This is a genomic window from Rhodococcus sp. CH91, from assembly GCF_022554085.1.
GTDB lineage: Bacteria > Actinomycetota > Actinomycetes > Mycobacteriales > Mycobacteriaceae > Rhodococcus.
Genome location: NZ_JAKFYR010000005.1, coordinates 20380 through 44807 on the forward strand (window position 1 = coordinate 20380; position 24428 = coordinate 44807).

23 protein-coding genes are annotated in these 24428 nt (G+C 67.5%); 12 read left to right on the plus strand and 11 right to left on the minus strand.

From position 1 onward, the window contains the following. Positions 1 to 90 precede the first annotated feature (90 nt). The 11 genes from MOM01_RS11285 to MOM01_RS11335 form a co-directional block, all read right to left on the minus strand. Positions 91 to 1302, minus strand: coding sequence for an MCE family protein (locus tag MOM01_RS11285; protein WP_241385529.1), 1212 nt, complete (start codon positions 1300 to 1302; stop codon positions 91 to 93). Further along, complete coding sequence (locus tag MOM01_RS11290; protein ID WP_241385530.1) at positions 1299 to 2393, minus strand: MCE family protein; 1095 nt, start codon at positions 2391 to 2393, stop codon at positions 1299 to 1301. Before MOM01_RS11290 ends, MOM01_RS11285 begins: the two co-directional genes overlap by 4 nt. Beyond that, positions 2390 to 3607 (minus strand): MCE family protein, encoded by a 1218-nt coding sequence (locus MOM01_RS11295; protein ID WP_241385531.1) that lies wholly within the window; start codon positions 3605 to 3607, stop codon positions 2390 to 2392. The genes MOM01_RS11290 and MOM01_RS11295 overlap by 4 nt, the downstream gene beginning before the upstream one ends. Then, positions 3604 to 4623 (minus strand): MCE family protein, encoded by a 1020-nt coding sequence (locus MOM01_RS11300; RefSeq protein ID WP_241385532.1) that lies wholly within the window; start codon positions 4621 to 4623, stop codon positions 3604 to 3606. Before MOM01_RS11300 ends, MOM01_RS11295 begins: the two co-directional genes overlap by 4 nt. Next, a complete protein-coding gene (locus MOM01_RS11305) occupies positions 4620 to 5636 on the minus strand; it encodes an MCE family protein (RefSeq protein WP_241385533.1) in 1017 nt (338 codons plus the stop codon). The genes MOM01_RS11300 and MOM01_RS11305 overlap by 4 nt, the downstream gene beginning before the upstream one ends. Then, a complete protein-coding gene (locus MOM01_RS11310) occupies positions 5633 to 6799 on the minus strand; it encodes an MCE family protein (RefSeq protein WP_241385534.1) in 1167 nt (388 codons plus the stop codon). The genes MOM01_RS11305 and MOM01_RS11310 overlap by 4 nt, the downstream gene beginning before the upstream one ends. After that, entirely contained in the window at positions 6796 to 7656 is an 861-nt protein-coding gene (locus MOM01_RS11315; protein ID WP_241385535.1) for an MlaE family ABC transporter permease, read from the minus strand. The genes MOM01_RS11310 and MOM01_RS11315 overlap by 4 nt, the downstream gene beginning before the upstream one ends. Further along, positions 7653 to 8417 carry an MlaE family ABC transporter permease gene (locus MOM01_RS11320; RefSeq protein WP_241385536.1) on the minus strand — a complete coding sequence of 255 codons (765 nt, stop codon included), beginning with the start codon at positions 8415 to 8417 and terminating at the stop codon, positions 7653 to 7655. The genes MOM01_RS11315 and MOM01_RS11320 overlap by 4 nt, the downstream gene beginning before the upstream one ends. A 120-nt stretch (positions 8418 to 8537) precedes the next feature. Further along, positions 8538 to 10172, minus strand: coding sequence for a long-chain-fatty-acid--CoA ligase (locus tag MOM01_RS11325; RefSeq protein WP_241385537.1), 1635 nt, complete (start codon positions 10170 to 10172; stop codon positions 8538 to 8540). Positions 10173 to 10176: 4 nt separating this feature from the next. Beyond that, positions 10177 to 11292, minus strand: coding sequence for an acyl-CoA dehydrogenase family protein (locus MOM01_RS11330; protein WP_241385538.1), 1116 nt, complete (start codon positions 11290 to 11292; stop codon positions 10177 to 10179). Positions 11293 to 11310: 18 nt separating this feature from the next. Then, positions 11311 to 12495, minus strand: a complete 1185-nt coding sequence (locus MOM01_RS11335) for an acyl-CoA dehydrogenase family protein (RefSeq protein WP_241385539.1) — start codon at positions 12493 to 12495, stop codon at positions 11311 to 11313. Between the two features lie 134 nt (positions 12496 to 12629). Between MOM01_RS11335 and MOM01_RS11340 the strand changes: the two genes are divergently transcribed. From MOM01_RS11340 to MOM01_RS11395, 12 genes are all read left to right on the plus strand, one after another. Next, the gene (locus MOM01_RS11340; protein WP_241385540.1) at positions 12630 to 12815 is read left to right on the plus strand and encodes a ferredoxin; all 186 of its coding nucleotides are present in this window, start codon (positions 12630 to 12632) and stop codon (positions 12813 to 12815) included. 132 nt (positions 12816 to 12947) lie between these two features. Continuing rightward, positions 12948 to 13892: a 3-oxoacyl-ACP reductase gene (locus MOM01_RS11345; RefSeq protein ID WP_241385541.1), complete on the plus strand. Its 945-nt coding sequence runs from the start codon at positions 12948 to 12950 to the stop codon at positions 13890 to 13892. A gap of 470 nt (positions 13893 to 14362) precedes the next feature. Then, complete coding sequence (locus MOM01_RS11350; protein ID WP_241385542.1) at positions 14363 to 15127, plus strand: MlaE family ABC transporter permease; 765 nt, start codon at positions 14363 to 14365, stop codon at positions 15125 to 15127. Positions 15128 to 15143: 16 nt separating this feature from the next. Beyond that, on the plus strand, positions 15144 to 15992 hold the full coding sequence (locus MOM01_RS11355) for an MlaE family ABC transporter permease (protein WP_241385543.1): 849 nt from the start codon (positions 15144 to 15146) through the stop codon (positions 15990 to 15992). An 11-nt stretch (positions 15993 to 16003) separates the two neighbouring features. Beyond that, positions 16004 to 17182, plus strand: coding sequence for an MCE family protein (locus MOM01_RS11360; protein WP_241385544.1), 1179 nt, complete (start codon positions 16004 to 16006; stop codon positions 17180 to 17182). Positions 17183 to 17184: 2 nt separating this feature from the next. Continuing rightward, entirely contained in the window at positions 17185 to 18204 is a 1020-nt protein-coding gene (locus tag MOM01_RS11365) for an MCE family protein (RefSeq protein WP_241385545.1), read from the plus strand. Then, complete coding sequence (locus MOM01_RS11370; RefSeq protein WP_241385546.1) at positions 18201 to 19259, plus strand: MCE family protein; 1059 nt, start codon at positions 18201 to 18203, stop codon at positions 19257 to 19259. Before MOM01_RS11365 ends, MOM01_RS11370 begins: the two co-directional genes overlap by 4 nt. After that, entirely contained in the window at positions 19256 to 20611 is a 1356-nt protein-coding gene (locus MOM01_RS11375; RefSeq protein ID WP_241385547.1) for an MCE family protein, read from the plus strand. Before MOM01_RS11370 ends, MOM01_RS11375 begins: the two co-directional genes overlap by 4 nt. Beyond that, the gene (locus tag MOM01_RS11380) at positions 20608 to 21825 is read left to right on the plus strand and encodes an MCE family protein (protein WP_241385548.1); all 1218 of its coding nucleotides are present in this window, start codon (positions 20608 to 20610) and stop codon (positions 21823 to 21825) included. Before MOM01_RS11375 ends, MOM01_RS11380 begins: the two co-directional genes overlap by 4 nt. Continuing rightward, positions 21822 to 23234 (plus strand): MCE family protein, encoded by a 1413-nt coding sequence (locus tag MOM01_RS11385; protein ID WP_241385549.1) that lies wholly within the window; start codon positions 21822 to 21824, stop codon positions 23232 to 23234. Before MOM01_RS11380 ends, MOM01_RS11385 begins: the two co-directional genes overlap by 4 nt. Further along, positions 23234 to 23758 (plus strand): hypothetical protein, encoded by a 525-nt coding sequence (locus MOM01_RS11390; protein WP_241385550.1) that lies wholly within the window; start codon positions 23234 to 23236, stop codon positions 23756 to 23758. Before MOM01_RS11385 ends, MOM01_RS11390 begins: the two co-directional genes overlap by 1 nt. Continuing rightward, positions 23755 to 24414: a twin-arginine translocation pathway signal gene (locus MOM01_RS11395; protein ID WP_241385551.1), complete on the plus strand. Its 660-nt coding sequence runs from the start codon at positions 23755 to 23757 to the stop codon at positions 24412 to 24414. The genes MOM01_RS11390 and MOM01_RS11395 overlap by 4 nt, the downstream gene beginning before the upstream one ends. Positions 24415 to 24428 lie beyond the last annotated feature (14 nt).

The following is a 24428-nucleotide window of genomic DNA, read 5'->3' on the forward strand; positions in this document are numbered from 1 at the left end:
ATGCCCTGGAAGGCACGGGTGCGTCGGAGGCGTGCCCGCGCCGGCACCCGAACGTCCGGGAACCGGTTGGCCGGAACTGGCTCGCCGAGCTCAGTTCGGTGGTGACAGAAGCCCTTCGAGGGTGCCCGGTGAGTATCCACCCTCGCGGCACAACTGGACCGTGGGGGCACGTCGCCCCGGATACTCGATGCACGGCATGTTGCGCGCCCCGCGCACCGCGATGGGGGAGTCCACCGGCAGCGTGCAGTACAGATCGGGTGGGGTCTCGGGCACGTCCAACTCGGTGGGGGAGCGCCGTTGCTCCGGCGGCAGGAAACCGGTGATACACGGTGGCGGATCGTTGAAGGTCGTGGTGAAGTACGTATTCTGCGCCGGGTTGTCGATGTTGGGCAGGGCCGCGGACTGTGTCGACGCCATGATCGACGGGAACAGCACCAGCATCTGCTCGAGCGACGGCCGATACACGGCGGCGACCTGTTCGACGGTGACGAGATTGGCGAGCAGCAAGGGCAGGGTGGGTTCGGCTTCCTCGAACAGTGCCTGGACTTGCGCGGCTGCCGGCGCCGCCGTTCCGAGCAGTGCGCGGACGTCCGTGTCGGAGTCGCGCAGCCGCCCGGTGATGCCCGTCAGCGAGGACGCCCACCGGGCGATCGTGTCGGACGACTCGACCTGCGCGTCGAGCAGTGGGCCGGCCTGGTCGATCAACGCCGCGATGTCGTCCGCATCCGCGGCGGCCCGAGCGCTCACCGCTGCGGTCGCGTCGACGAGTGTGCGCAACGAATCAGCGGAATCACCTACTGCCGTGTGGGTTTCGTCGAGAAGAACTGCGAGACGATCGGGCCCGACGGACTGCAGGGTGTCGTCGAGGCGGTCGAGAGCCCCACCGATCGGCTCCGGAACCGATGTGCGCTCTCGCGGGATCACCGACCCGGCCGTGAGATACGGGCCTTCCTCACCGGCCGGCAGGAACTCGACGTACTGTTCACCGATGGCCGACATGCTGCGGACCTGCGCGGTCGAGTCGACCGGGACAGCGACATCCGAATCGAGCGAGAGCACGGCCTCGGCGCCGTCTACGGTTCTCGTCAGCGACGACACCTGCCCGATGTCGATTCCCCGATAGGTGACATTGGCCGAGGGATACAGGCCGCCGGCGTCGACGAGATCGAGCCGGACCTCGTATCGACCGACACCGGCCAGTGCCGGCAGATTGACGAAGAACAGCGCCACGATCAGTACCGCAGCCAGGCCGACGGTGAAGAACACCAGCAGCCGGCGGCGCAGGGCCGCGGCGGGGCTCATCGGGCGGGCTCCGTCACGGGCGGCACCAGCAGCGAGATCAGATCCGGGAGAGGACGTCCGTCGCCGGTGAGAGCATTCTCGAAGGGAGTGCCGAGCAACAGCGCGTTCTCCAGGGTGGGCAGCGTGAGGTCGAGGATGACGGTGCCGTTCGCGTAATCGCCGCGCACCGCGTTGCGGTAGGTGTCGATCGGGAACGGGAAGGTCAGCAGATAGCGCAACGACTCGGTGAGCGAGTCGCCGGCCGACGTGAGCGAGGCCAGCACCGGTTCGAGATCGCGCAGGTTCGCGACGAGGTCGTCGCCGCTCGCCGTGACGACCTCGTTCGCGACGCGTCCGAACTGTCCCAGTGCGTCGGCGGCCCGCGTGAGGTCGTCACGCTGGGACGCGAGCACGTCCAGCGCCGGTGCGAGACTGTCGGTCGCCGCGGCGATCTCGGCGTTGTGCTCGGCGACTTCCACCGCGAGCGCGTCGAGCGATTCCATCGCGCTCACGATCTGCTCCTTCTGTCCGTCCAGTCCGGCGAGCACGACGTCGAGGCGGGTGAGCATCGCGCGTACCGATTCCTGCCGCCCGTCCAACGCGCGATTCAGTTCACGGGTGATCTCCTGAGCCTGGGCGAGGCCACCTCCGCTGAGCACCAGCGACAGCGACGACAGGGTCTGTTCGGTGGTGGGGAAGGCACCCGCTCGCTCGAGGGGGATGACGTCACCGTCCCCGAGCCTGCCCCGGGCGGGCTCTCCGAGCGGCGGGGACAGTTCGACGTGGGCGGAGCCCAGCAGGCTCGTCTGCCCGATCTTCGCTACCGCGTTGCCCGGCAACACGGTGCTTCCGTCGACCGCCACCGTCACGAGTGCGTGCCCGTCCCCGAGCCGCAGGTCGGCGACCCGGCCGACGGTGACATCCCCGACGCGGACCCGCGAATTGCGTTCGAGGGTCGTGACGTCCGGCATCTCGATCGTCACGGAGAACGCGTCGTCGCCGCGGCCGTGGGTGCCGGGAAGCGGCAAGCTGTTCAGCCCTTTCAAGTCGCACCCGGTGGTGAGCGCCAGGCAGGCCAGCAGGCTCAGAGCGTGCACGGCTCGTGTTCTCACGGCGCCCCCGGTGACAACAGGTCGGCCAGCGAGGTCGGTGACGGTGCGCCGGGCGACGGCATCAGTTCGGGTTCGGTGTACACGAGCTGGCCGGGAAGCGCACCGACGCCACGGGTGGGGTTGATGCGCACCGGGGGGTAGTCCATTGCGAGCAACGGGAGGATCGGCCCGAGATACTGCACGCACAGTTCCGATCCGGTGTGCGCGTCCACCTGTTCTGCTGCGGCCAGCGCTGAACAGATGAACTGGGCAGGATTCGCGAAGTTGGTCAGCGACACCGCGGAGACCACGCTGTTGTGCGCGGGCTGGTAGATCCCCTGCAGATTGGACAGCGCGGTGGGCGCGACATGCAGCACTTGCGCGATCCCGTCGCGCTGGGAGGCCAGGGTCTCCGTGAGGGCGGTCGTGCGATCGACGGCCGTGTCGACGTTCTCGCGGTTGTTGCGGACGAACCGTTCGACATCGACGAGGACCGCGTCGAGGCCCGAGAGCGCGGCGCCCAGGTCGTCGCGGTTCGCGTCGAGGATCTCCGTCACGGCCGCGAGGCGGTCGTGGAAGGAGACGATCTGATCCCCGCTCATCGACAGGGCGTCGACGAACACCTGCAGATTGCCCAGGGTGCCGAAGAGATCGTTCCGGCCGTCGGAGATCGTGCGCATCGCCGCGGACAGCTGTCGCAGGCTCTCACGCAGTGCAGGGCCGTGTCCTTCGGCGTTCGCGGCCGCGACGTCGAGCACCTCGCCCAGTGCGCCTTGCGGATCGGTGTCGCTCGGGCCGAGTTCGGTGGTCAGCCGCGTGAGTTGTTCGGTGATCTCGTCCCATTCGACGGGCACCGCCGTGCGCTCGACGGGAATCGTTGCGCCTACGGCGAGTTCGGGACCTCCCGTGTGGGGTGGGGTGAGTTGCACGAAGCGGGCGGATACCAGCGTCGGAGCGACGATCGCGGCCTGCGCGTCGGCAGGGATGCGCCGGCCGGAATCGACGTCGAAACGCACCAGCACACGATCTCCGCGGGGCTCGATCTCCGTCACTCGCCCGACCTCGACTCCCATGATCCGTACGTCGTCGCCGACGTACAGGCCACGGCTGGTGGTGAATTCGGCGGCGTACTCGTCGGCCGACCGCCACGGTGCGAGGGCGAACGAGACGGCCGCGATCACGGCGAGAACGAGAATCGGGACACCCCAGGAGATCAGGGGACGCAGCCGGGTCATCGTGTTCCCCCCGCCGGAGCGATGCCGGCCTTCTCCAGTGCAGCGGTCAGGGCAGGTTCGACGACCTGCATGGGCAGCAGATTCTGAATGTAGGAGTTGAAGAACGGGCCGGAGGCGACGGCCTCGCCGAGCTCGGTCGCATACGGGCCCAGCCGTTCGATGGCCAGCGCGATGCTCTCGCGGTTGCGTTCGAGGATCGCGAGCACAGCGTTCACCTTGCCGAGCGTGGGTTCGAGCTGTGCTTCGTTGTCGGCGACGAGATTCGAGATCTCGGCCGACAACGCCTCGATGTTCGCGAACAGGCTGTCGAGAGCGGTCCGGCGCTGGTAGAGCTCGCCGAGAATGCGATCGGCGTCGACGACGAGAGCGTCGATCGCGTCGCTGCGCTCGGCGAGCACCGCCGTGACCTGTTCGGCGTGCGTCAGCAGCGACCGCAGGGATTCGTCGCGTGACGCCAGGGTCTCGGACAATCGTGTCACCCCGTCGAGCGCGGCGCCCACGTCGTCGGGGGTCTCGCGGAGGGTGTCCGACAGCACGCGCATCGATTCGCGGAGTTGCTCGGTGTCGACGGCCGCGGTGGTGTCGGTGAGATCGCCGAGCGCGTCGGTCAGCTGATACGGCGCGACCGTGCAATCGAGGTCGATCGTGGCTCCGTCCTCGAGGCGGCCCGGGCCGGCCGGTCGTACCCGGAGATTCCGTGCGCCGAGGGCGGTGGCCGTGGCGATCTCGACGGTGGTGTCGGTTCCCAATGTGACCGCCCGGTCGACGGTGAAGGTGACGGCCACGGCGTCGTGGTCGATGTCGATGTCCTTCACGCGTCCGGCATCCTTGCCGGCGACCTGCACGGTGTCGCCCGTGCTCAGGCCACCGGCGTCCACGAATCTCGCCCGGTAGGTCGCGCCCGCGTCGAAGAAGGGCAGCGAGTGGATGTTCAGGGCCCCGAGCACGAGCACGACGAGCACGATGGTGCCGACGACACCGACGCGCACGGGATTCTTCTCTCGGAACTGTGTCATGCCGGCGCGCACCTGCCCGTCGTCTGCCCGAACAGCGGTGAGGTGACGGAATTACCGGACGGATCGCTGATCTCGATGAGCATGCCGCACAGGTAGTAGTTGAAGAACCCCCCGTAGGCGCCGAGCCGGATGAGGGCGGCATAGGCGTCGGGGAGTTCCGTCGTCAGCTGTTCGACGGTGTCGCTGCGCGAGTCCACTTGTGCTGCGAGGTTGCCGGTTTCGCGGATCGTCCCGGCCAGGGGGAAGCGGGCCTGCGTGAGCAGGTCTGCGACCGACCCGGTCGCGGCATCGATGTGGGTGACGGCATCGCCGACGAGCGTGGCGTCCTGTGCCAGCCGGGCGGTCAGTTCGTGTGCGCGCAGCAGGGCGGTGTCGAGGGTGTCGCGGTGTGCGGCGAGGTTCGTGAGGGCCGAATCGAGATTCGCGATGACCTGTCCGACGAGTACGTCCCGGTCGGCGATGCTCGATGTGAGCGAAGCCGCATGGGAGAGGATGGATTCGACACTTCCGCCCTGGCCCTGCAGCACCGTGATCAGATCGGCGGACAAGCGGTTGACCTGTTCGGGTTCGAGTGCGTCGAACAACGGGGTGAAGCTGCCGATGAGTACGTCCAGATCGAGTGCGGGGCGTGTCCGGTCGGTACCGATGGTCTCGTCGGCTTTCATGGGTGTGGGATCGCCGGGAGCGTCGGCCACTTCGAGATAACGGTCGCCGACGAGATTGAGATAGCGCACGGTGGCGATGCTCGCGCGGGTCGGGGTGTACGACGCGTCGAGTTCGAAGGTGACGTCGATCCGGTTGTTCTCGCCGAATTCGACGGCGGTGACCCGGCCGACCTCGACTCCCGACACGCGCACGAATTGGCCCTCCTCCAGACCGGAGACCTCGTCGAAGACCGCGTGGTAGCGAGTGTGCTCACCGAATCGGACCTGACCGAACACGACGAACAGCCCGGCGAGGATCAGGATCATGACGAGGGCGTAGATGCCCGAGGCGATCGCGGTGCGCGTCATCCGGCACCTCCGGTGAGAAGTTCGAACAGCGACCCGGGGACGAAGACCGGCGATGTGCTGCCTGCTTCGAAAGGGTTGGCGCCGGTGTCCGCCACGACGTACGGCGCCGGCGTCTCGTCGGGCGTCACGATCGGCAGTGGGCCGCATCGCGGTCCACCGGTGGCTTCGACCACCGGCAGGTTGCGTGGATATTCGTAGGGGTCCACGCCGAGCAGGATGGTCGACTTCAGCATCATCGACGATCCGTTCCCACCCGAGGCCGGTTCGGCGAGTTGCCGGGCACGGTCGGCACCCTGGAGGAAACACGGGAGCACCGGCGAGTACTCCTCGAACAGTGAGGCGGTCGGGCGCAGGAGATCGAGCACGTCGACGATGCCTGCGCTGTTCGGTTCGACGACGCGGCGACCGGCGTCGCCCATCCCGATCGAAGCGAGGAGCACGCGGTCCAGATCGTCGGCTCGGTCGACGAGGGTCGTGCCGGTGACCGCGAGGTTGTCGAGTGACGCGACGATCTCGTCGGTGGCTCCTGCGTAGATGTCGGCGGTCACCTCCGCGGCCGCGAGGTCGCGTCGCAGTGTCTCGGTGCGCGGCTCGATCCGGGTGAGGACGGTATCGGTGTCGACGAGAGCACGACCGAACGCTTCGCCTTGCCCGCGCAGTGCCGACGACAACGCGCCGAGGGTGCGGTTCAACTCTGCCGGGTCGACCGCCCGCAGGACGTCGGAGAGCGATTCGAAGACGGTGTTCGTCTCGACGGTCACGCGCGAGGCCTGCAGCACGGTGCCTTCGGCCAGTCCTACCGGGCCGGGGGCCGGGGGATCGGTGAGCGTGACGTACTTGGCGCCGAAGACGGTCGTCGCCCGGATGTCGGCGCCGACACCGGCCGGCAACTGCGCGGCAGCATCCGGATCCAGACGCAATTCGACGACCGCGCCGGAGGCAGTGTGGTGCACCGCGGTGACGCTGCCGACGTGTACGCCGTGCGCTTTGACCATGGCGCCGTGCTCGAGCACCAGGCCGGAGCGCCCGCTCTCCACGGTCACCCTCACGCCGGGCGTGAACGAGCCACGGAAGCCGTGATAGGCGAGTACGAGAACGGCGACGGCGAAGACGACGAAGCCCGCCGCGGCGAACTTCGGCATCCACGCGGGCACGGTCGTCACCCCGCCAGGTGCAGCCGGCGGCTGCTGCCGTAGAGGACGAGGGAGATCAGGAGGGTCACCGTGACGACCGCGATGAGCGACATCCGCACCGCGCGGCCCGTCGCGACACCGACACCGGACGGGCCGCCGGTGGCGGTGTAGCCGTAGTAGCTGTGCACGGTCATGACGACGACGGCCATGGTGATCGCCTGTCCGAAGGACCAGAGCACGTCGGTGGGGCGGAGGAAGGTCGCGAAGTAGTGGTCGTAGACGCCGGGCGACTGTCCGAGTATCACCACGGTGGCGATACGGCTCGACAGGAAAGCGGCGAGTACCGACAGCGAGTACAGCGGCACCACGGCGATCAATCCGGCCAGGATGCGGGTGCCCACCAGATAGGGCACCGACTTGATCGCCATGACCTCGAGCGCGTCGATCTCCTCGCTGATGCGCATCGCGCCGAGCTGGGCGGTGGTCCCGGCACCGATGGTCGCGGCCAGGCCGACACCGGCGGTCACGGGTGCGACCACCCGGACGTTGACGTAGGCGGAGAGGAAACCGGTGAGTGCCTCGACGCCGATGTTGCCGAGCGAGGTGAAGCCCTGCACCGCTACCGTCGCGCCGGCGAAGAGGGTGAGGAAACCCATGACGGCGACGCTGCCGCCGACCATGGCGAGCACCCCGGTGCCGAGTCCGATCTCCGAGACCGCGCGCAGCGTCTCGCGGGGATAGTGCCGCGCCGCCCGCAGCGTCGAGAACAGGGCACCGACGAGGAAGACGACCTGACGTCCCAGATTGTCGACCGCACGGGACGAGGTGCGGCCGAGGCGACGCACCGCGTGCGCGGTGCGTCCCGTGCCCGCGCGGGGGAAGCTCATCGGCCCATCACCGTGATCCCGATCGAAGTGAGCAGCATGTTGGCGAGGAACAGCGCGACGAACGCGAAGACCACCGTTTCGTTGACCGCTTCGCCGACACTCTTGGGGCCGCCGCTGACCGACAGGCCGCGATGGCATGCGATCAGTCCTGCGAGCAGGCCGAAGACCGCGGCCTTGACCGTCGAGAGCAGCAGTTCTCCGGGGCCGACGAGCAGGGTCACGCCCGCTGCGTACGCGCCGGGGTCGACGTTCTGGAGCGATACCGAGAAGAAGAATCCGCCGATGAGACCGATAGCGCACACCGCGCCGTTGAGGGTGACGGCGACGGCCGTCGACGCGAGCGCACGCGGCAGCACGAGCCTGGCGGCAGGATCGATCCCGAGTACCTCGAGGGCCGCGATCTCGTCGCGGATGGTGCGTGAACCGAGATCGGCCGCGATGGCGGTCGCTCCGGCGCCGGCGACGACGAGCACCGTCACGAGCGGTCCGATCTGTGTGATCGCCCCGAGGCCGGCGCCCGCTCCGCTCAGGTCACCCGCCCCGATCTCGAGGAGCAGGGAGTTGAGGGTGAACACGACGAGGACGGTGAACGGGACGGACATCAGGATGGTGGGAATGAGGGACACCCGGGCGATGAACCAGAACTGGGCGAGGAATTCACGCCACGCGAAGGGAGAACGGATCAGGGCCGTGCCCGCGTCGAGGGACAGCGCGTAGAAACTGCCGAGTGCGTGTGCGGTAGCGCGGGGCACCGATCCCATGAATCCTCACTTCTTCCACGGTTGCCGCGACGAAACCGCGTTCCGATCTCTCGGTGTGCGCCGAACATACCCCAGGGTATGTAAAGCGGCAAGGGTGCGGTTCCGGGCTCCGGAAAGACGCTATCGCGCAGAAGGGCCGGTCGTAGCGGGTTCGAGAAGGTGCGTCAGTTCGGCTGACAACAAGCGGAATTCGGAATCACCGCGTTCCCGGACCCACACCGGATCGGAACAATGCCACCGTTCGGCGGCCAGTGAGCGCGTGAGGACCTTGAAGGTCGCCGTGCGAGGGAACTCGCGGCAGACCCGGATCAGCGAGGGAATCTGCTTCGGGCCCAGATCGGTCTGCGCCTCGAGGAAACGTGCGAAAGCGACGGGATCGAAGTCTTTCCCGGCCACGGGAATCACCGCGGCCATCACGCGGTCGCCCACCTGCCGATCGGGCACGCCGTACACCGAGACCTGGGCGACGCCGTCGTACCGCATCAGGATGCGTTCGATCGGTGCCGCGCCGAGGTTCTCGCCGTCGACCCGGAGCCAGCCCGAGCTGCGTCCGGCGAAGTACACGAAACCCTCCGCGTCCCGGTAGGCGAGATCGCCGCTGTGATACCGGCCGCCGCGAAGCCGTTCGGCGTCCGCGGCGGGATTCGCATAGTAGCCGTCGAACAAGCCGGGCCCGCGCACGTTGACGAGCTCACCCGTCGCCGCGTCGGCGTTGACGATCCTGCCGTCCGCATCGAACTCGGCAGGGGGACAGGGGAGCCCGGTCTCGGGATCGAGAATCTCCACTCCCTCCGGAAGCCGCCCCAGGGCCCCTGCGGGAGCGCCGGGAACCGACGCGATCGAGATTCCGCCCTCGGTCGATCCGAAGCCGTCGATCACTCGCGCGCCGAAGCGGCGGGCGAACTCGGCGGCATGGGCGGCCGATGCCTCGTTGCCGTACATGATGCGCAACGGATTGTCGTGGTCGTCGGGTCGCTCGGGCGTCGCCACGATGTAGGACAGCGGTTTACCGACGTAGTTCGCGAAGGTCACGCCGAAGCGGCGCACGTCGGGCAGGAATCCGGAGGCCGAGAAGCGGCGCCGCAGGGCGATGCTCCCGCGGGCCGCCAACCCGATCGACCATCCGGCGATCATCGCGTTGGAATGGAACATCGGCATCGAGACGTACACCGTGTCGTCGGGACCGAGGCCGAAGCGGGCGGCGAGCATCGCCGCCGGTTCGGTGAACTTGCGGTGCGTGCAGCGCACGGCCTTCGGATCGCCGCTCGTGCCGGAGGTGAAGATGAGCATGAACAGATCGCCGGGCGACGTCGCGGCGGGCTCCACGACGGCCCCGGTGTACGGGGCGAGCATCGTCGTCCACTCGGGGGTGTCGATCTCGATCACCCGCACGTCGCCGAGCTCCACGCCCTCGAGCAGTGCCGAGTGCGCGGCCTCGGTGAACACGACCTGGCAGTCGGCGAGCGCGATGTCGCAGGCGAGTGCCTCACCTCGCCGGGTCGTGTTCAAGCCCACCACCACCGCGCCGGAGAAGGCCGCGGCGCCGAGCAGCAGGGAGAACTCCGGGATGTTGTCCATGAGGATGCCGATGTGCGGCGGCGATGTCTCGTCGAGCAGGTCGCGCAGCAGAGCGGCACGCCGACGGGACAGGACGACGTGTTCGCGCCACGACAGTTCGACGTCCTCGAAGCGCAGGCCGCGGTCGTCGACCTCGGCGAGTTGTTCGAGCAGATCGGTGAGGGTGGGTGCGGACATGACGTCAGGCCGGAAGCTCGGCGAGTTCGCGACCGAGGGCACGCAACTGGTCGGTGGCCGAACCCAGCGCGAACTCGTGGTGCTTGGCCGCGAGGAAGTAGCGGTGGACCGGGTGGTCCTCGTCGAGTCCTACGCCGCCGTGCACGTGTACGGCCGTGTGGGCGACGCGGTGCCCCGCGTCGGCCGCCCAGAATGCGGCGGTACGCAGTGCGTCGTCGTGGGGTTGACCGGAATCCATGCGGAATGCGGCCTGCCACAACGTCAGTCGCACCGCCTTGACGTCGATGTAGGCGTCGGCGAGTCGCTGCGAGACGGCCTGGAAGCTACCGATGGGACGGTCGAACTGGACGCGTTCGCGCGCATACTGCGCGGTGAGCTCGAGTGCCTGCTCGAGCACTCCGCACTGGTAGGCCGCCGAACCGAGCAGGCTGCGGTCGCGCAGCCACGCCGCGACCCGCGCTCCCTCGGTGCCGAGGAGACGATCGGCCGCAAGGGCGACGCCGTCGAGGGTGAGGATGCCGCGACTGCCGAAATCGGTGGTCCGCTGCCGGGTCACGGAGACACCGGCATCACCGGGCCGGACGAGGAAGATCGACACGCCGCCGTCGACGGCGGCCGGGACGAGGAAGCCGTCGGCGACCGGTGCCGCGTCGACGAGGATCTTGACGCCGTCGAGGACGTATCCGCCGTCCGAGGCACTCGCACGCGTCGTGGGAAGGGCGGGGTCGGAGGTCAGTTCCTCGGCCAGTGCGGCGGAGAGGATCTGCTCCCCGGTGGCGGCAGGACGGCCCCATTCGGAAAGTTGTTCGGGAGAACCGAATTCGGCGATCGCCGCGGCGCATGCGGTGACGGACGTGAGATAGGGAACGGCCGCGACGCCGCGGCCGAGTTCACGCAGGATGCTCGCCTGCTCGAGCGGTCCGTATCCGTCTCCGCCCACGGACTCGGGCAGAGCGGCACCGAGTACTCCGGACGAGGCGAGCGCCTCCCACAGAGTGCGGTCGATACGGTCCTCGGCGGCATCGAGGGTGCGCAGGTGCTCGTTGGTGACGATGTCCGTGACGATGCTGCGGGTCAGGCCCGCGAGATCCTGCTGGGCCTCGGTGAGAATGAAGTCCACGGTTGAACGTCCTTTGTTTCAGCGCTTGGCGGGCGGCTGGCCGAGCGCGGTCATGGCGATGATGTCGCGCTGGACCTCGTTGGTTCCGCCTCCGAAGGTGAGGATGAGCGAGCTGCGTTGCATGCGTTCGATCCGGCCGCGCAGCAGGGCCCCGGGCGAATTCTGCCGCACCGTGGCCGCGGGTCCGAGGACCTCCATGAGCAGTCGATAGGCCTCGGTCGCGAACTCGGTTCCGAACACCTTGTTCGCCGAGGCGGCCTCGGGGCCGAGGGGGGTCGTGCCGGCGCTCGAGGCGATATCCCAGTTCATGAGCTTGAGGTATTCGGCCTTGGCGTGGACACGTGCCAGATTCACCCGCACCCATTCCTGGTCGATCACCCGCCGTCCGTCGGGCAGTGTGGTCTGCTGCGCCCACCGCCGGACCTCCGTCAGGGCGGTGAGGACGGGGCCGGCGGAGGTGAGCGCGACCCGCTCGTGGTTGAGCTGGTTGGTGATGAGTGCCCAGCCGCCGTTCACTTCGCCGACGAGGGCGGATGCGGGGATGCGCACGTCCTGGTAGTAGGTGGCGCTCGTGTCCGGTCCGGCCATGGTGTGGACGGGGGTGTAGGAGAAGCCCGGAGCGTCCGTCGGCACGATGAAGACGCTGATACCCCGGTGCTTCCTGGCGTCCGGATCGGTCCGGGCGGCGAGCCACACGTAGTCGGCGTACGCGATCAGGCTCGTCCACATCTTCTGGCCGTTGATCACCCACTCGTCACCGTCGCGGACGGCGGTGGTGCGCAGGGAGGCCAGATCGGTACCGGCACCGGGTTCGGAATAGCCGATGGAGAAGTGCAGTTCACCCGCCGAGATCCGGGGAAGGAAGAATTCCTTCTGCTCGTCCGTCCCGTAGTGCATGATCGTCGGGGCGACGGAATCGATCGTGAGGAAGGGCACCGGGGCGCCGGCGATGGCGGCCTCGTCGGTGAAGATGAGTTGGTCCATCGCGGAACGATTCTGGCCCCCGTACTCCTCCGGCCAGCCCAGGGTGAGCCATCCGTCCTTGCCCATCTGCTGGACGACGTCCCGGTACACCGTGCCTGCGCCGTATTCTCCGGTCGTGGCGGCGAGCGCTTCGCGGCGCTCGGGCGTCATGAGTTGCGAGAAGTAGCCCCGCAATTCCTCGCGGAGGGCCTGTTGTTCGGGGGTGTAGGAGATGTCCACGCACGCTCCGTTTCGTTCTGCGTGAGACCCGCGAATCGTCTGTGCGGGATCCTCGCGAATCATTGCACAGAATTGGAACGCGTTCTAGTCTGAACTGCAATCGGTCGGTGCGAACATGAAGCGAGGTCCTCGGAATGGATGTCAAGGTCGACTTCGATCGCTGCGAAGCGAACGGCGTATGCGTGGGACTGGCTCCCGACGTGTTCGATCTCAACGACGACGACGAGTTGACGGTCACGCATCCGGTGCCGGAGGGGAGCGAGGACGCCGTCCGCGAGGCCGTCGCCCAGTGTCCGCGGGCCGCGCTCGCCGAGGCGTGAGGGGCGGCAGGTCCCCGGTATTCGGGTCTTGCCAGGAAAAATAACACGTTCTACATTTCCGATACCCCGGTCTTCGCGGGGAACGTACCGGCGTACGGCCGGGAATCGGCCCGAATCTCGAGGAGTGCGTGGATGAGTTCTGTCGCCAACGACGGCGTGGGGGACGACGGGCAGATGTCCTTCGGTGGCCCGGTGTCTCTCGAGGGGCGGGTCGCCGTCGTCACGGGTGCAGGCGCCGGTCTCGGGCGCGCCGAGGCGCTCGCGCTGGCGCGTGCCGGAGCATCGGTGGTCGTCAACGACCTGGCGGAGAACGACGTGGTGGAGGACACCCTCGCCCGGATCCGCGATCTCGGTGCCGAGGTCGAATTCGTGCCCGGGAGTGTGGCCGAGCGTGAGACGGCCGACGCGATGCTCGCCGCCGCCCACGGTAAGTTCGGCGGACTCGACATCGTCGTCAACAATGCGGGTATCACGCGGGATCGGATGCTGCCCAACATGTCCGACGACGAATGGGACTCGGTGATCGCCGTGCATCTGCGCGGTCACTTCCTGCTGTGCCGCAACGCGGCGGCCTACTGGCGCGACAGGTCGAAGCAGGAGGGTGGACCCGTCTACGGGCGGATCGTCAACACGTCCTCGGAGGCCGGTCTGCTCGGGCCGCCCGGGCAGGCGAACTACGGTGCGGCGAAGGCCGGTATCACCGCGCTGACACTGTCGGCGGCCCGCGGGCTCGAGCGCTACGGCGTCCGCGCCAACGTGATCTGCCCGAGAGCCCGTACGTCGATGACCGAGGCCGTCTTCGGTGACGCGCCGACCGACCGCATCGACCCGCTCTCGCCCGACCACGTCGCCGGTCTGGTGGCTTATCTCGCGTCGCCGGCGGCCGAACGGATCAACGGCCAGGTCTTCATCGTCTACGGCCCGATGGTGGCGCTGATGGCGGCTCCGGTCGTCGAGCAACGCTTCGACGCCGAGGCGCAGTGGACTCCGGAGGCGCTCGCCGCCGAACTCGGTGGCTACTTCGCGGATCGCGATCCGGGGCGGACGTTCTCGGCGTCGACGGCACTCGATCTCTGATCCGCGGCCTCACCGCTGTTCCCGGGGTGGGACGGCGGTGCGTCGCCGTGCCGTGACCCGGTCGAGATCCTCGGACTTCCGGTGACGTCTACCGGGGATCTCGGGTAGCGTCACGCGCACTCGGACAGTCGTCGCGGCCCGGTGGAATACGCGTGAGCGCGAGTAGTACGCGTTCTAGTTTCAAGTACTGACAGACACCCGGATCCGCGGCCGGAGGCGCCCTCGATGTGATGGCGGCCGGCACCTTTCCCACTCGGCGTTTGTTCTCGAAATCCCAGCGTAAACCCTCTTACGGGCATGTCGGTGTCCTGTTCTCGTTACCGGCATGCATCTTTCGGACGGAAGTGGATCGACATGTCGATCGATGCATCTTTGACAGGTGAACACGTTCTAGTTACTATGACCCGGGTCACAGCAGAAGCCACGGTTCGGCTGAGTGCCGACGACGCGAGGATCGAAGGGGGCACACGGTGGTAGACCTCCTGGAGGTCCCCTTACGGGCGGTCGGCGGGCTGTTCGCCATGACCGGCGAGACCGCCAGGGCGGCGTTCTCCCGCCCGTTCCAGCGACGCGAGTTCGTCGATCAGGCCTGGTTCGTCGCGCGGGTCTCCCTCGTTCCCACGGTTCTGGTCGCGGTCCCGTTCACGGTGCTCGTCAGCTTCACGCTCAACATCCTGTTGCGCGAGATCGGCGCCGCCGACCTCAGTGGCGCGGGCGCCGCGCTCGGAGCGGTGACGCAGGTGGGGCCGATGGTCACCGTGCTCATCGTCGCCGGCGCCGGGGCCACCGCGATCTGCGCAGACCTCGCCGCGCGCACCATCCGCGAAGAGATCGATGCGATGCGCGTGCTCGGCATCAATCCCATCCAGCGCCTCGTCGTGCCGCGGGTGCTCGCGTCCACCGTCGTCGCACTGCTGCTCAACGGGCTCGTGTGCACCATCGGCATTCTCGGTGGGTTCGCCTTCTCCGTCTTCCTCCAGGACGTGAACCCCGGGGCGTTCGTCAACGGCATCACCCTGCTCACCGGCTTCGGCGAGCTGATGATCTCCCAGATCAAGGCAGGGTTGTTCGGCATGATCGCCGGCCTGGTCGCCTCCTATCTCGGTCTCAACGTCAAAGGCGGTGCGAAGAGCGTCGGCGACGCCGTGAACCAGACGGTCGTGTTCGCGTTCATGGCGCTGTTCGTGGTCAACCTCCTCGTCACCGCGGTCGGCATCAAGCTGACCTCGGGATGAGGGGAGCGGAGAATTCATGGCAGTGATGTCCTGGCGCTTTCCCCGTGCGGTCCGACGCGTGACACACGTGTCGTCCACCGTGGACCGGATGGGAGAGCAGGCGCTGTTCTTCGCGCGCGCCGTCGCGACCATCCCGCGCGCACTCGTGCACTACCCCAAGGAGACCGTCCGCCTCGTCGCCGAGATCAGCATGGGCACGGGTGCTCTCGCGGTCATCGGCGGCACCGTCGTCATCGTCGGCTTCCTCACGCTGTTCACCGGCGGGATCATCGCCGTGCAGGGTTTCAGCTCGCTCGGCAACATCGGCGTCGAGGCGCTCACCGGCTTCTTCGCGGCGTTCATCAACGTGCGCATCGCCGCCCCGACGATCGCCGGCATCGGGCTGGCGGCCACCATCGGCGCCGGTTCCACGGCCCAGCTCGGCGCCATGCGTGTCTCCGAGGAGATCGACGCCCTCGAAACGATGGCCATCCCGTCGATCCCGTATCTCGTCTCCACCCGCGTACTCGCCGGGATGATCGCGATCATCCCGCTCTATTCGCTCGCGGTGATCGCCTCCTTCGTCGCGAGCCGGTTCGCGACGGTCGTGCTCTACGGACAGTCGGCGGGCGTGTACGACCACTACTTCACGACCTTCCTGATACCCACCGACATCCTGTGGTCGTTCGTCCAGGCGATCGTCATGGCCGTCGCCGTCATGCTCATCCACACCTACTACGGCTTCAACGCCAGTGGAGGCCCGGTCGGTGTGGGCGTCGCGGTCGGTAACGCGGTGCGCGCCTCGCTCGTCGCGGTCGTCACGGTCACCCTGCTCATCTCGCTCGCCGTCTACGGCGCGACCGGCAACTTCAACCTGTCGGGATAGGGCGCCTGAAAATGGACACTCCTTCGTGGAAGAAGAAACTCGCCGCCTTCGGGTTCGTGGGCGGGCTGGCCGTGATCGTCGTGATCGCACTGACGATGTTCGCCGGAGGATTCACCTCGACGGTTCCGCTCACGGTGACCTCCCCCCGTTCCGGGCTGGTGCTGGACCCCGACGCCAAGGTGAAACTGCGGGGAGTCGAGGTGGGCCGGGTGGCATCGATCGAGCACACACCCGCCGGTGCCGTGCTGCACCTGGACATGCAACCCGGCCAGATGGACCTCATCCCGTCCGACGCGCGGGTGGCGATCGAATCCACCACGGTCTTCGGCGCCAAGTTCGTCGACATCATCGTCCCCGACGATCCCTCACCCGTGCCGCTGCAGGAGGGGGCGGTGATCGCCGCCGACAACGTGACCGTCGAGTTCAACACCGTCTTCGAGCATCTGTCCGACGTTCTCGCCCAGATCCGGCCCGAGAAGCTCAATGCCACGCTCGGAGCATTGTCCGAAGCGCTCAACGGCCGCGGTGACGCGCTCGGTGCGACCTTGGCCGACGCCGACGCCTATCTCGCCGAGATGAATCCGTCACTGCCGCAGCTGCAGGCCGATCTCGTCTCCGCCGCGCAGGTGACCGAGATCTACGCCGATACGGCGCCGGACCTGATGACCACGATCGGCAACGCCACCGAGGTGGGCAACACCGTCGTCGACGAACAGCAGCAACTCGACCTGCTGCTGATGAACCTGACCGGTCTCGCCGACACCGGACGGGATGTCCTGGGCGGAAACGAAGCGCAGATCACGACCGCGCTCGACAGCCTCGCCCACACCACCGGGCTTCTCGGCGAGTACTCACCCGAACTGACCTGTTTCATCGTCGGTCTCAACGACGCCCGCGTGGCGTTCGAACCGATGGCGGGTACCGGTGAGTACGCGGCGCTGACGCTGAGCACGAGCTTCATGGGTGGTGCCACGCCCTACAACGATGCCCAGGATCTGCCGGTGGTCGGCGCGTCCGGCGGACCCAACTGCTGGGGCATGCCGAACTTCGATTCGCGTCGCGACGGCCACGCGCCGTTCGTCGTGACGAATACCGGAACCACCCCGTACAAACCCGCCACGGAGGCATGGGTGCGGTACCCGACGATCTTCCAGTACCTGTTCGGCGACCAGCTCGCGGGCGGGCGGTGACCATGAGAGCCACCACGATCAAGTTCCTGATCTTCGCCGTCACGATGGTGCTGATCTTCGCCGGGCTGGCCGTCGTGTTCAGTCAGGCCCGATTCACCGGAACCGAGAGCTATCGGGCGACCTTCACCGACGTGTCCGGCCTCGGTGCCGGCGACAAGGTGCGTATCGCCGGCGTGCAGGTCGGGTCCGTGAAGACGGTCGACATCGGACCGGACAACACGGCCGAGATCGAGTTCGACGTGGATTCGAAGCACACGCTCTACGCCGGTACCCGCGCGACGGTGCGCTACGAGAATCTCGTCGGCGACCGCTATCTCGAACTTCTCGAGGGTGCCGGCAGCGTCGACGTCCTCCAGCCCGGAGGCAGTATCCCCGTCTCCCTGACCGAGCCCGCTCTCGATCTCGATCTGCTCCTCGGCGGGTTCAAACCGCTGCTGCAAGGACTCGACGCGCAGCAGGTCAACGAGCTCTCCGGTGCCCTCCTGCAGGTCTTCCAGGGGCAGGGCGACACACTCGTGTCCCTCCTGGGAAATACGAACTCGTTCACCAACTCCCTCGCCGACCGCGACCAGTTGATCGGCGACGTCATCGACAATCTCAACGCCGTCCTCGGAACCATCGACGATCACGATCGCGAGTTCGAGAACACGATCGAACAGTTGCACACGCTCGCCGGCGGCCTGGCCGCAGACCGCGATCCCATCGGCGCGTCGATCCCGCAGATCGCCGCCGGCACGGCGGATCTGGCCGCGCTGCTGCAGAACAACCGGCCCGACCTGCAGTCCGTGATCGCCGAGACCAACCGCACCATGACCCAACTCGACCTCGGGAAGGACGACATCAACCGCACGCTCGAACGACTGCCGTCCGACTACAAGAAACTCATCCGTGTGGGTGCATACGGAAACTTCTTCCAATTCTTCCTCTGTGCCAATACTTTCAAGTTCTCCGGCCCGGACGGCACCACCATCCGGTACACGACGGCGAACCACGACACGGGAAGGTGTGCAAAGGTCGAATGAGTGCGCCCCGTGAACCCAGCCACATCCGTACGGGCATCATCGGTCTCGCTGTTTCCGCCGCGATCGTGCTCGCCGGATTGCAATACGATCAACTGCACTTCCTCTCCGGCGGCCTGGACTACTCGGCCCGCTTCCAGGACGCGGGAGGTCTCGTCCCCGGCGACGACGTCATGCTCGCCGGGGTCAACGTCGGCGATGTGACCGACGTGCGTCTCGACGACCAGGCCGTGCTGGTGAGCTTCCGCATCCGGGACGGGATCGGGCTCGGCGACAGCACCGGAGCCGACATCAAGACCAACACGGTGCTCGGCCGGAAGTCGTTGGCGCTGCGGCCCGGCGGCGACGGAGTGATGCGTCCCGGCTCGGTCATCGCGATCGAGCGCACCAATTCGCCGTACTCGCTCACCGACGCGCTGGGCGACCTCACCACGAGCGTGTCCGAACTCGATACCGATCGGATCAACGAGTCCCTCGACGCGCTGTCGCAGTCCCTCGAGAACACCCCTCCGGAGATCCGGGGTGCTCTGGACGGGATGACACGCCTGTCGCAGTCGATCAACGCGCGCGACGAGTCGCTGAAGCAACTGCTCGAACGCACCGAGAACGTGACGGGCATCCTGGCCGAGCGCAGCGATCAGGTCAACGCGCTCATCGTCGATGCGAACGCCCTGTTCGGCGAACTGAGCATGCGCCGCGACGCCATCACCCAGCTGATCACGAACATCTCCTCCGTCTCGCGTCAGCTCACCGGGCTCGTGCAGGACAACCAGGCACAGATGGCACCCACGCTCGAGAAGCTCAATCTCGTCACGGCCAATCTGCAGGCGAACAAGGAGAACATCGCCGGCGCGCTCGACGGTCTGGGCCCGTACATCAGTGCGCTCGGCGAGTCGGTGGCCAGCGGCCCGTTCTTCAACGCGTACGTCTCCAACATCCTGCCCGCCCCGTGGTGGAAGGCCGTGGTGGACAGCCAGGTCGCGCCCGATCTTCTCCCCGAGGATCTCCAGGACGTGATCCCCGACGAGCCACCGACGATCAAGAGGGACGGCGAATGAGCACCGACACGGCCGCGGCGGGCACCACGACCCGCCCGCGACGCCCAGGACTCCTGCGACGGCCGGGCCTGCTGGTACCGGCGATCATCGCTGCCGTCGTCGCACTCGTGGTCGCAGGTCTCGTCGTGTTCGTCCTGCCCGACTTCGGCAAGCGCACGATCCACGCCGAATTCGCATCCACCAGCGGTCTGTACGAGGGCGACGACGTGCGCGTGCTGGGGGTCTCGGTGGGGCGCATCAGCGACATCGAACCGCACGACGACCTCGTACGAGTGACGATGAAGGTCGACGACGGCGTACAGGTCCCTGCCGACGCGGCCGCCGTCGTCATCGCGCAGAGCCTCGTCTCGGCGCGTTTCGTCCAGCTCACCCCCGTGTACTCGGGAGGCCCGACGATCGAGGACGGCGCGACGATCCCGATGCAGCGCACGGCCTCGCCGGTGGAGTGGGATCAGATCAAGACGGAACTGATGCGACTGTCCGAATCGCTCGGTCCCGAGGAGCTCGACCCGCAAGGATCCCTCGGCCGGTTCATCGACACCGCAGCCGAGAATCTCGAGGGCAACGGGCAGACCGTGCGTGCCGCACTGCGCGAGCTGTCCGACACGATGCGCACCCTCTCGGAAGGGCGCACCGATCTGTTCTCGACGATCCGCAACCTGCAGACCTTCGTGTCGGTCCTCTCGTCGAGCAACGAGCAGATCGTGCAGTTCGGCGGTCGTCTCGCGTCGGTCTCGGACGTGCTCGCGCAGAGTTCGGACCAGCTCGGAGTGTCGCTGACCGATCTGAACGTCGCCGTCGGTGACGTCCAGCGGTTCGTCCAGGACAACCGTGCCGGGCTCAGCGAATCGGTCCAGCGACTCGCCGACGCGACCGAGGTGCTCGCCCGCAAGCGGCCCGAGATCGAACGGGTGCTGCACTCGGGCCCGACCTCCCTCGCGAACTTCTACAACATCTACAAGCCGGCGCAGGGCTCCCTCACCGGTGCGCTCGCGATCAACAACCTCGCCAACCCGGTCGAGTGGATGTGCGGGTCGGTCGCGGCAGCGGCCAACGCGACCTCGGAGCGCAGCGAGGAGCTGTGCCGTCAGCAGCTCGGGCCGGTGTTGTCCTCGATCAACGCGAACTACCTTCCGTTGCTGGTCAATCCGCTCGCCGGTGTGCAGGCCTTCCCTGGCGACATCGTCTACAGCGAGCCCGGGCTCGAAGAGGCCTCGCAGGGGCGTGGGACGGCACCCGGGCCGTCGCTGTCCGAAGGCGCCTCCCCGCTCGACGGGATCCTCGGTGGCCTGCCCTCCCTGCAGGTTCCGCAGGATCTCGGTTCCCTGTTGCAGCCGGGAGGAGGACGATGACCGGCCGTCCGATGTTGCGCCGACTCGGCGTAGCGGCCACCGCGATCGCGGTGAGCGCCAGCTTGACCGCCTGCGAGTGGGGCGGACTCAACTCGATTCCCATGCCCGGGACCGCCGGTCGCGGCGAGGGCGCCTATCGGGTGCAGATCCAGATGCCGAACGTGACGACGCTGACCCAGAACTCGCCGGTGCGGATCGACGACGTGACGGTCGGTTCGATCGCGGGCATCGAGCTCGAGGGCTGGCACGCCCTCGTGACGGTCTCGCTCGACGAGGACGTCGTGGTGCCGGCGAACTCGCTCGCGCGGATCGGGCAGACGAGTCTGCTCGGCTCCCAGCATCTCGAACTCGTGCCGCCCGTCGACGAACCCCCGCAGGGGAGGCTCGAGGACGGCGATCTCATCCCGCTCGAACGCGCCGGTGCGTATCCGACCACCGAACAGACGCTCTCGTCGTTGTCCGTGGTGCTCAACGGAGGGGGACTCGCGCAGATCAACGACATCACGACCGAACTCAACGCCGCTCTGGTGGGCCGTGAGGATTCGATCCGGAATCTGCTCCCGCGACTGGACGAGCTGGTCTCCACGCTCGACACGCAGCGCGGCGACATCGTCGCGGCACTGGAGGGCATGAACCGCCTGGCAGCGACCGTCGACGACCAGAACGCAACCCTCGTCCGCGCCCTCGAGGAGCTGCCACCCGCTCTCGAAGTGCTCTCGACGCAACGCTCGAATCTCACCGCCGCCATGAGTTCGCTCGGGGAACTCAGCACGGTGGCGAGCCGGCTCGTCGAGAACTCGAACGACGATCTGAAGGCGAATCTCGAGGGCCTCGCGCCGACTCTGCGGGCCTTGGCGGATTCGGGCAGCTCGCTCACGGAGGTGCTCGGTGTGCTGCTCACCTATCCCTTCCCGCAGGCAGGTATCAACAACATCATCCGGGGCGACTACGCGAACCTCGCGATGACCATCGATCTCAGCCTCGATCGCCTCGACCTGAACTTCCTGTCCGGAACCCCGCTCGCGGGGCGTCTCGCCGGACCGGAAGGCATTCTCGGCCAGGATGCGGGGCTCGCCGCGCAGGCCACCGATCCGTTCCGCGCACCGCTCGAACCACCCCCGCCGCCGCCTCCCGGCCCCGAGGGGAAGCTGACGATTCCCGGTATCGGGGAGATCACCATTCCCGGCCTGCCTCTGGGGGTGCCCGCACCATGATGCTCACGCGGTTCGTCCGCATCCAGCTCACGATCTTCGCGATCCTCACGGTCGTCGGTCTGGTCGTCATGTCGCTGATGTACGTGAAGTTGCCTGCCCTGTTCGGGATCGGCCGATACGAGGTCGTCGTCGAACTGAACTCGACGGGTGGTCTGTACCCGCACTCGAACGTCACCTACCGCGGCAATACCGTCGGCACCGTTCAGAGCGTCTCCCTCTCGCCTGTGGGTGTGGAAGCGACACTGTCCATCGACAGCGACGCGAAGATCCCCGCCGATGTGGACGCGGCGGTGCGCAGCGTCTCGGCCGTCGGCGAACAGTACGTCGATCTCGTGCCGCGCGACGGAGGGTCCGGCGGTGCCCGTCTCGCGGACGGGGACGTGATCCCGGCCGACCGCACGACCGTCCCGCAGGAGGTCGGAGCACTGCTCGACCAGGCGGACGTGCTGCTCGCGTCCATCAGCGACACGCGCCTGCAGACCGTCGTCGACGAGGCGTTCGAGGCGTTCAACGGCTCGGGCCCCGAACTGCAGGAGCTGATCGATTCGACGCGCCTGTTCGTGCAGGAGGCCTCGGGGAGCAGCGCCGAGACGCGGCAACTGATCGACCGGATCGGTCCGCTGCTCGACACCCAGGTGGTCACGAGCGACGCGATCCGGTCGTGGACGCGCGACATGGTGACCTTCACCGACCGTCTGCGGGAGAGCGACCCGGATCTCCGGGCCCTGCTCGACACCGGCCCGGGTGCTGCCGCGGAAGCCGAAGCCCTGCTGCAGGATCTGAAACCGACCCTGCCTCTGCTGCTCTCGAACCTGGTGAGTGTCGGCGAGGTGGGCGTCATCTACAACGCGGGTATCGAACAGATCCTGGTGCTGTATCCGCCGATGACGACGGCGCTGATCACCGCGGCCGGTGACGGTCCTCCCGAGGACGGCGCGGTGGTGGACTTCCACCTGCAGTTGCACGATCCGCCGCCGTGCCTCGCGGGTTTCGTGCCGCCCGAGCAGTGGCGCAGCCCGGCCGACACCTCGATGGTCGATACCCCCGGCGACGTGTTCTGTCAGTTGCCCCAGGACTTCCCCAACGCGGTACGCGGAGCCCGGAACCTGCCGTGCATGGAGTATCCGGGCCGCCGTGCGCCGACTCCCGACATGTGCCGGACCGGATACAGCCCGACGTTCTCGGACAACCCGTGGACCGGACCGCCGACACCGGTGGCCTCGGAGGACGTCGCACCGACGCCGGCCTCCTACGGCACCGAGGACGACACGGCTCCCGCCGGGGTCGCCGCGCGACGCATCGATCCGCAGACCGGGACGTACATTGGTCCCGACGGCACCGTGTACACACACGCCGATCTCGGAGGAGACCGGAGCTTGGAGAGTTACATGAAGGCGCAGCAAGGCTGATGGCAGACGACATCGACGAGAAGACGAGGCCGAAGACGAAGCCGACATGGGCCAAGCCGGTGACGGTGATCGCGTCCGTCCTCGTGGTCGCTCTCGTGGCGGTGGGCGCCTGGCTCATCGTCGACCGGCAGTCCACGAACGAACAGGGCGAGAAGCGGGAGGCGTTCCTGCAGGCGGCCCGGCAGACGGTGCTCAACCTGACCACGATCAGCGCGGAATCCGCCGATGCCGACGTCGCACGTCTGCTCGAGGGTGCCACCGGCGACTTCAAGGCCGAGTTCGAAGGGCGTGAAGGGCCTTTCGTGGAGGTCGTGCAGCAGGCCGGTGTCGACACCACCGGTGAGGTCCTCGAAGCCGGAATCCAGAACGAGGACGGCACGTGTGCGTCGTCGCTCGTCGCATCGCGCGCGATGGTGAGCAACGCCGACCAGAGTGAGCCCGAAGCCCGGGATTTCCGTCTGCGGGTGACGATCTGCGACGAGAACGGAAAATTGCTGGCGTCGAAGGTGGAGTTCGTGCCGTGACCGACGAGAAGGACGATCGCGTGACACTCGCGAAGACGACCGACGAGACCGTGAAGGTGGACGACGATCCCACCGCGGGAGCGGCCCCCACCGACGACGGGACCGAGGCACCCACCGGAGCCGACACCGCCGCTACGGCCGAGACCGAGACCGAGGCCGATTCCGCCGCACAGACGTCCTATCTGCCGCACGTGGCGATCGGATCATCCGTCGTCGCACTGGTGTTCGCGGTACTGGTGGGCTGGCTCGCCTACGGTGCGATCCAGGAGTCCGCCGCGGAATCCGCCCGGACCGAGGCCCGGGTCGCCGCCGAGGAGCAGGCCGTCGCCATGCTGGCCTACACCCACGAGGAGGTCGATGCCCAGACCGAGGCCGCAGCGGAGGGTCTCACCGGCGATTTCCGTGACGAGTACACGAATCTGATGAAGAACATCATCGCTCCGGGCGCCAAGGAGAAGGCGATCAGCGTCCAGGTGAGCGTGCAGGCATCCTCGGTGGTCTCCGCCGACGCCGACAGCGCGGTCACCCTGCTGTTCCTCAACCAGATCACGACCAGTTCGGAGAACCCGGAAGCGGTGAGCAGCGGGAGCCGTGTGCGTGTCGAACTCGAAAAGCACGACGGCCGTTGGCTCGTGAACCGGCTGACCCCGATCTAGACCTACCGGGGAGG

Coding starts and splice junctions, on each gene's coding strand:
- MOM01_RS11340 (WP_241385540.1), top strand. CDS start 12,630: ATGGATGTCAAGGTCGACTTCGATCGCTGCGAAGCGAACGGCGTATGC.
- MOM01_RS11345 (WP_241385541.1), top strand. CDS start 12,948: ATGAGTTCTGTCGCCAACGACGGCGTGGGGGACGACGGGCAGATGTCC.
- MOM01_RS11375 (WP_241385547.1), top strand. CDS start 19,256: ATGAGCACCGACACGGCCGCGGCGGGCACCACGACCCGCCCGCGACGC.
- MOM01_RS11365 (WP_241385545.1), top strand. CDS start 17,185: ATGAGAGCCACCACGATCAAGTTCCTGATCTTCGCCGTCACGATGGTG.
- MOM01_RS11360 (WP_241385544.1), top strand. CDS start 16,004: ATGGACACTCCTTCGTGGAAGAAGAAACTCGCCGCCTTCGGGTTCGTG.
- MOM01_RS11390 (WP_241385550.1), top strand. CDS start 23,234: ATGGCAGACGACATCGACGAGAAGACGAGGCCGAAGACGAAGCCGACA.
- MOM01_RS11355 (WP_241385543.1), top strand. CDS start 15,144: ATGGCAGTGATGTCCTGGCGCTTTCCCCGTGCGGTCCGACGCGTGACA.
- MOM01_RS11285 (WP_241385529.1), bottom strand. CDS start 1,302: ATGAGCCCCGCCGCGGCCCTGCGCCGCCGGCTGCTGGTGTTCTTCACC.
- MOM01_RS11295 (WP_241385531.1), bottom strand. CDS start 3,607: ATGACCCGGCTGCGTCCCCTGATCTCCTGGGGTGTCCCGATTCTCGTT.
- MOM01_RS11385 (WP_241385549.1), top strand. CDS start 21,822: ATGATGCTCACGCGGTTCGTCCGCATCCAGCTCACGATCTTCGCGATC.
- MOM01_RS11300 (WP_241385532.1), bottom strand. CDS start 4,623: ATGACACAGTTCCGAGAGAAGAATCCCGTGCGCGTCGGTGTCGTCGGC.
- MOM01_RS11325 (WP_241385537.1), bottom strand. CDS start 10,172: ATGTCCGCACCCACCCTCACCGATCTGCTCGAACAACTCGCCGAGGTC.
- MOM01_RS11320 (WP_241385536.1), bottom strand. CDS start 8,417: ATGGGATCGGTGCCCCGCGCTACCGCACACGCACTCGGCAGTTTCTAC.
- MOM01_RS11315 (WP_241385535.1), bottom strand. CDS start 7,656: ATGAGCTTCCCCCGCGCGGGCACGGGACGCACCGCGCACGCGGTGCGT.
- MOM01_RS11380 (WP_241385548.1), top strand. CDS start 20,608: ATGACCGGCCGTCCGATGTTGCGCCGACTCGGCGTAGCGGCCACCGCG.
- MOM01_RS11305 (WP_241385533.1), bottom strand. CDS start 5,636: ATGACGCGCACCGCGATCGCCTCGGGCATCTACGCCCTCGTCATGATC.
- MOM01_RS11370 (WP_241385546.1), top strand. CDS start 18,201: ATGAGTGCGCCCCGTGAACCCAGCCACATCCGTACGGGCATCATCGGT.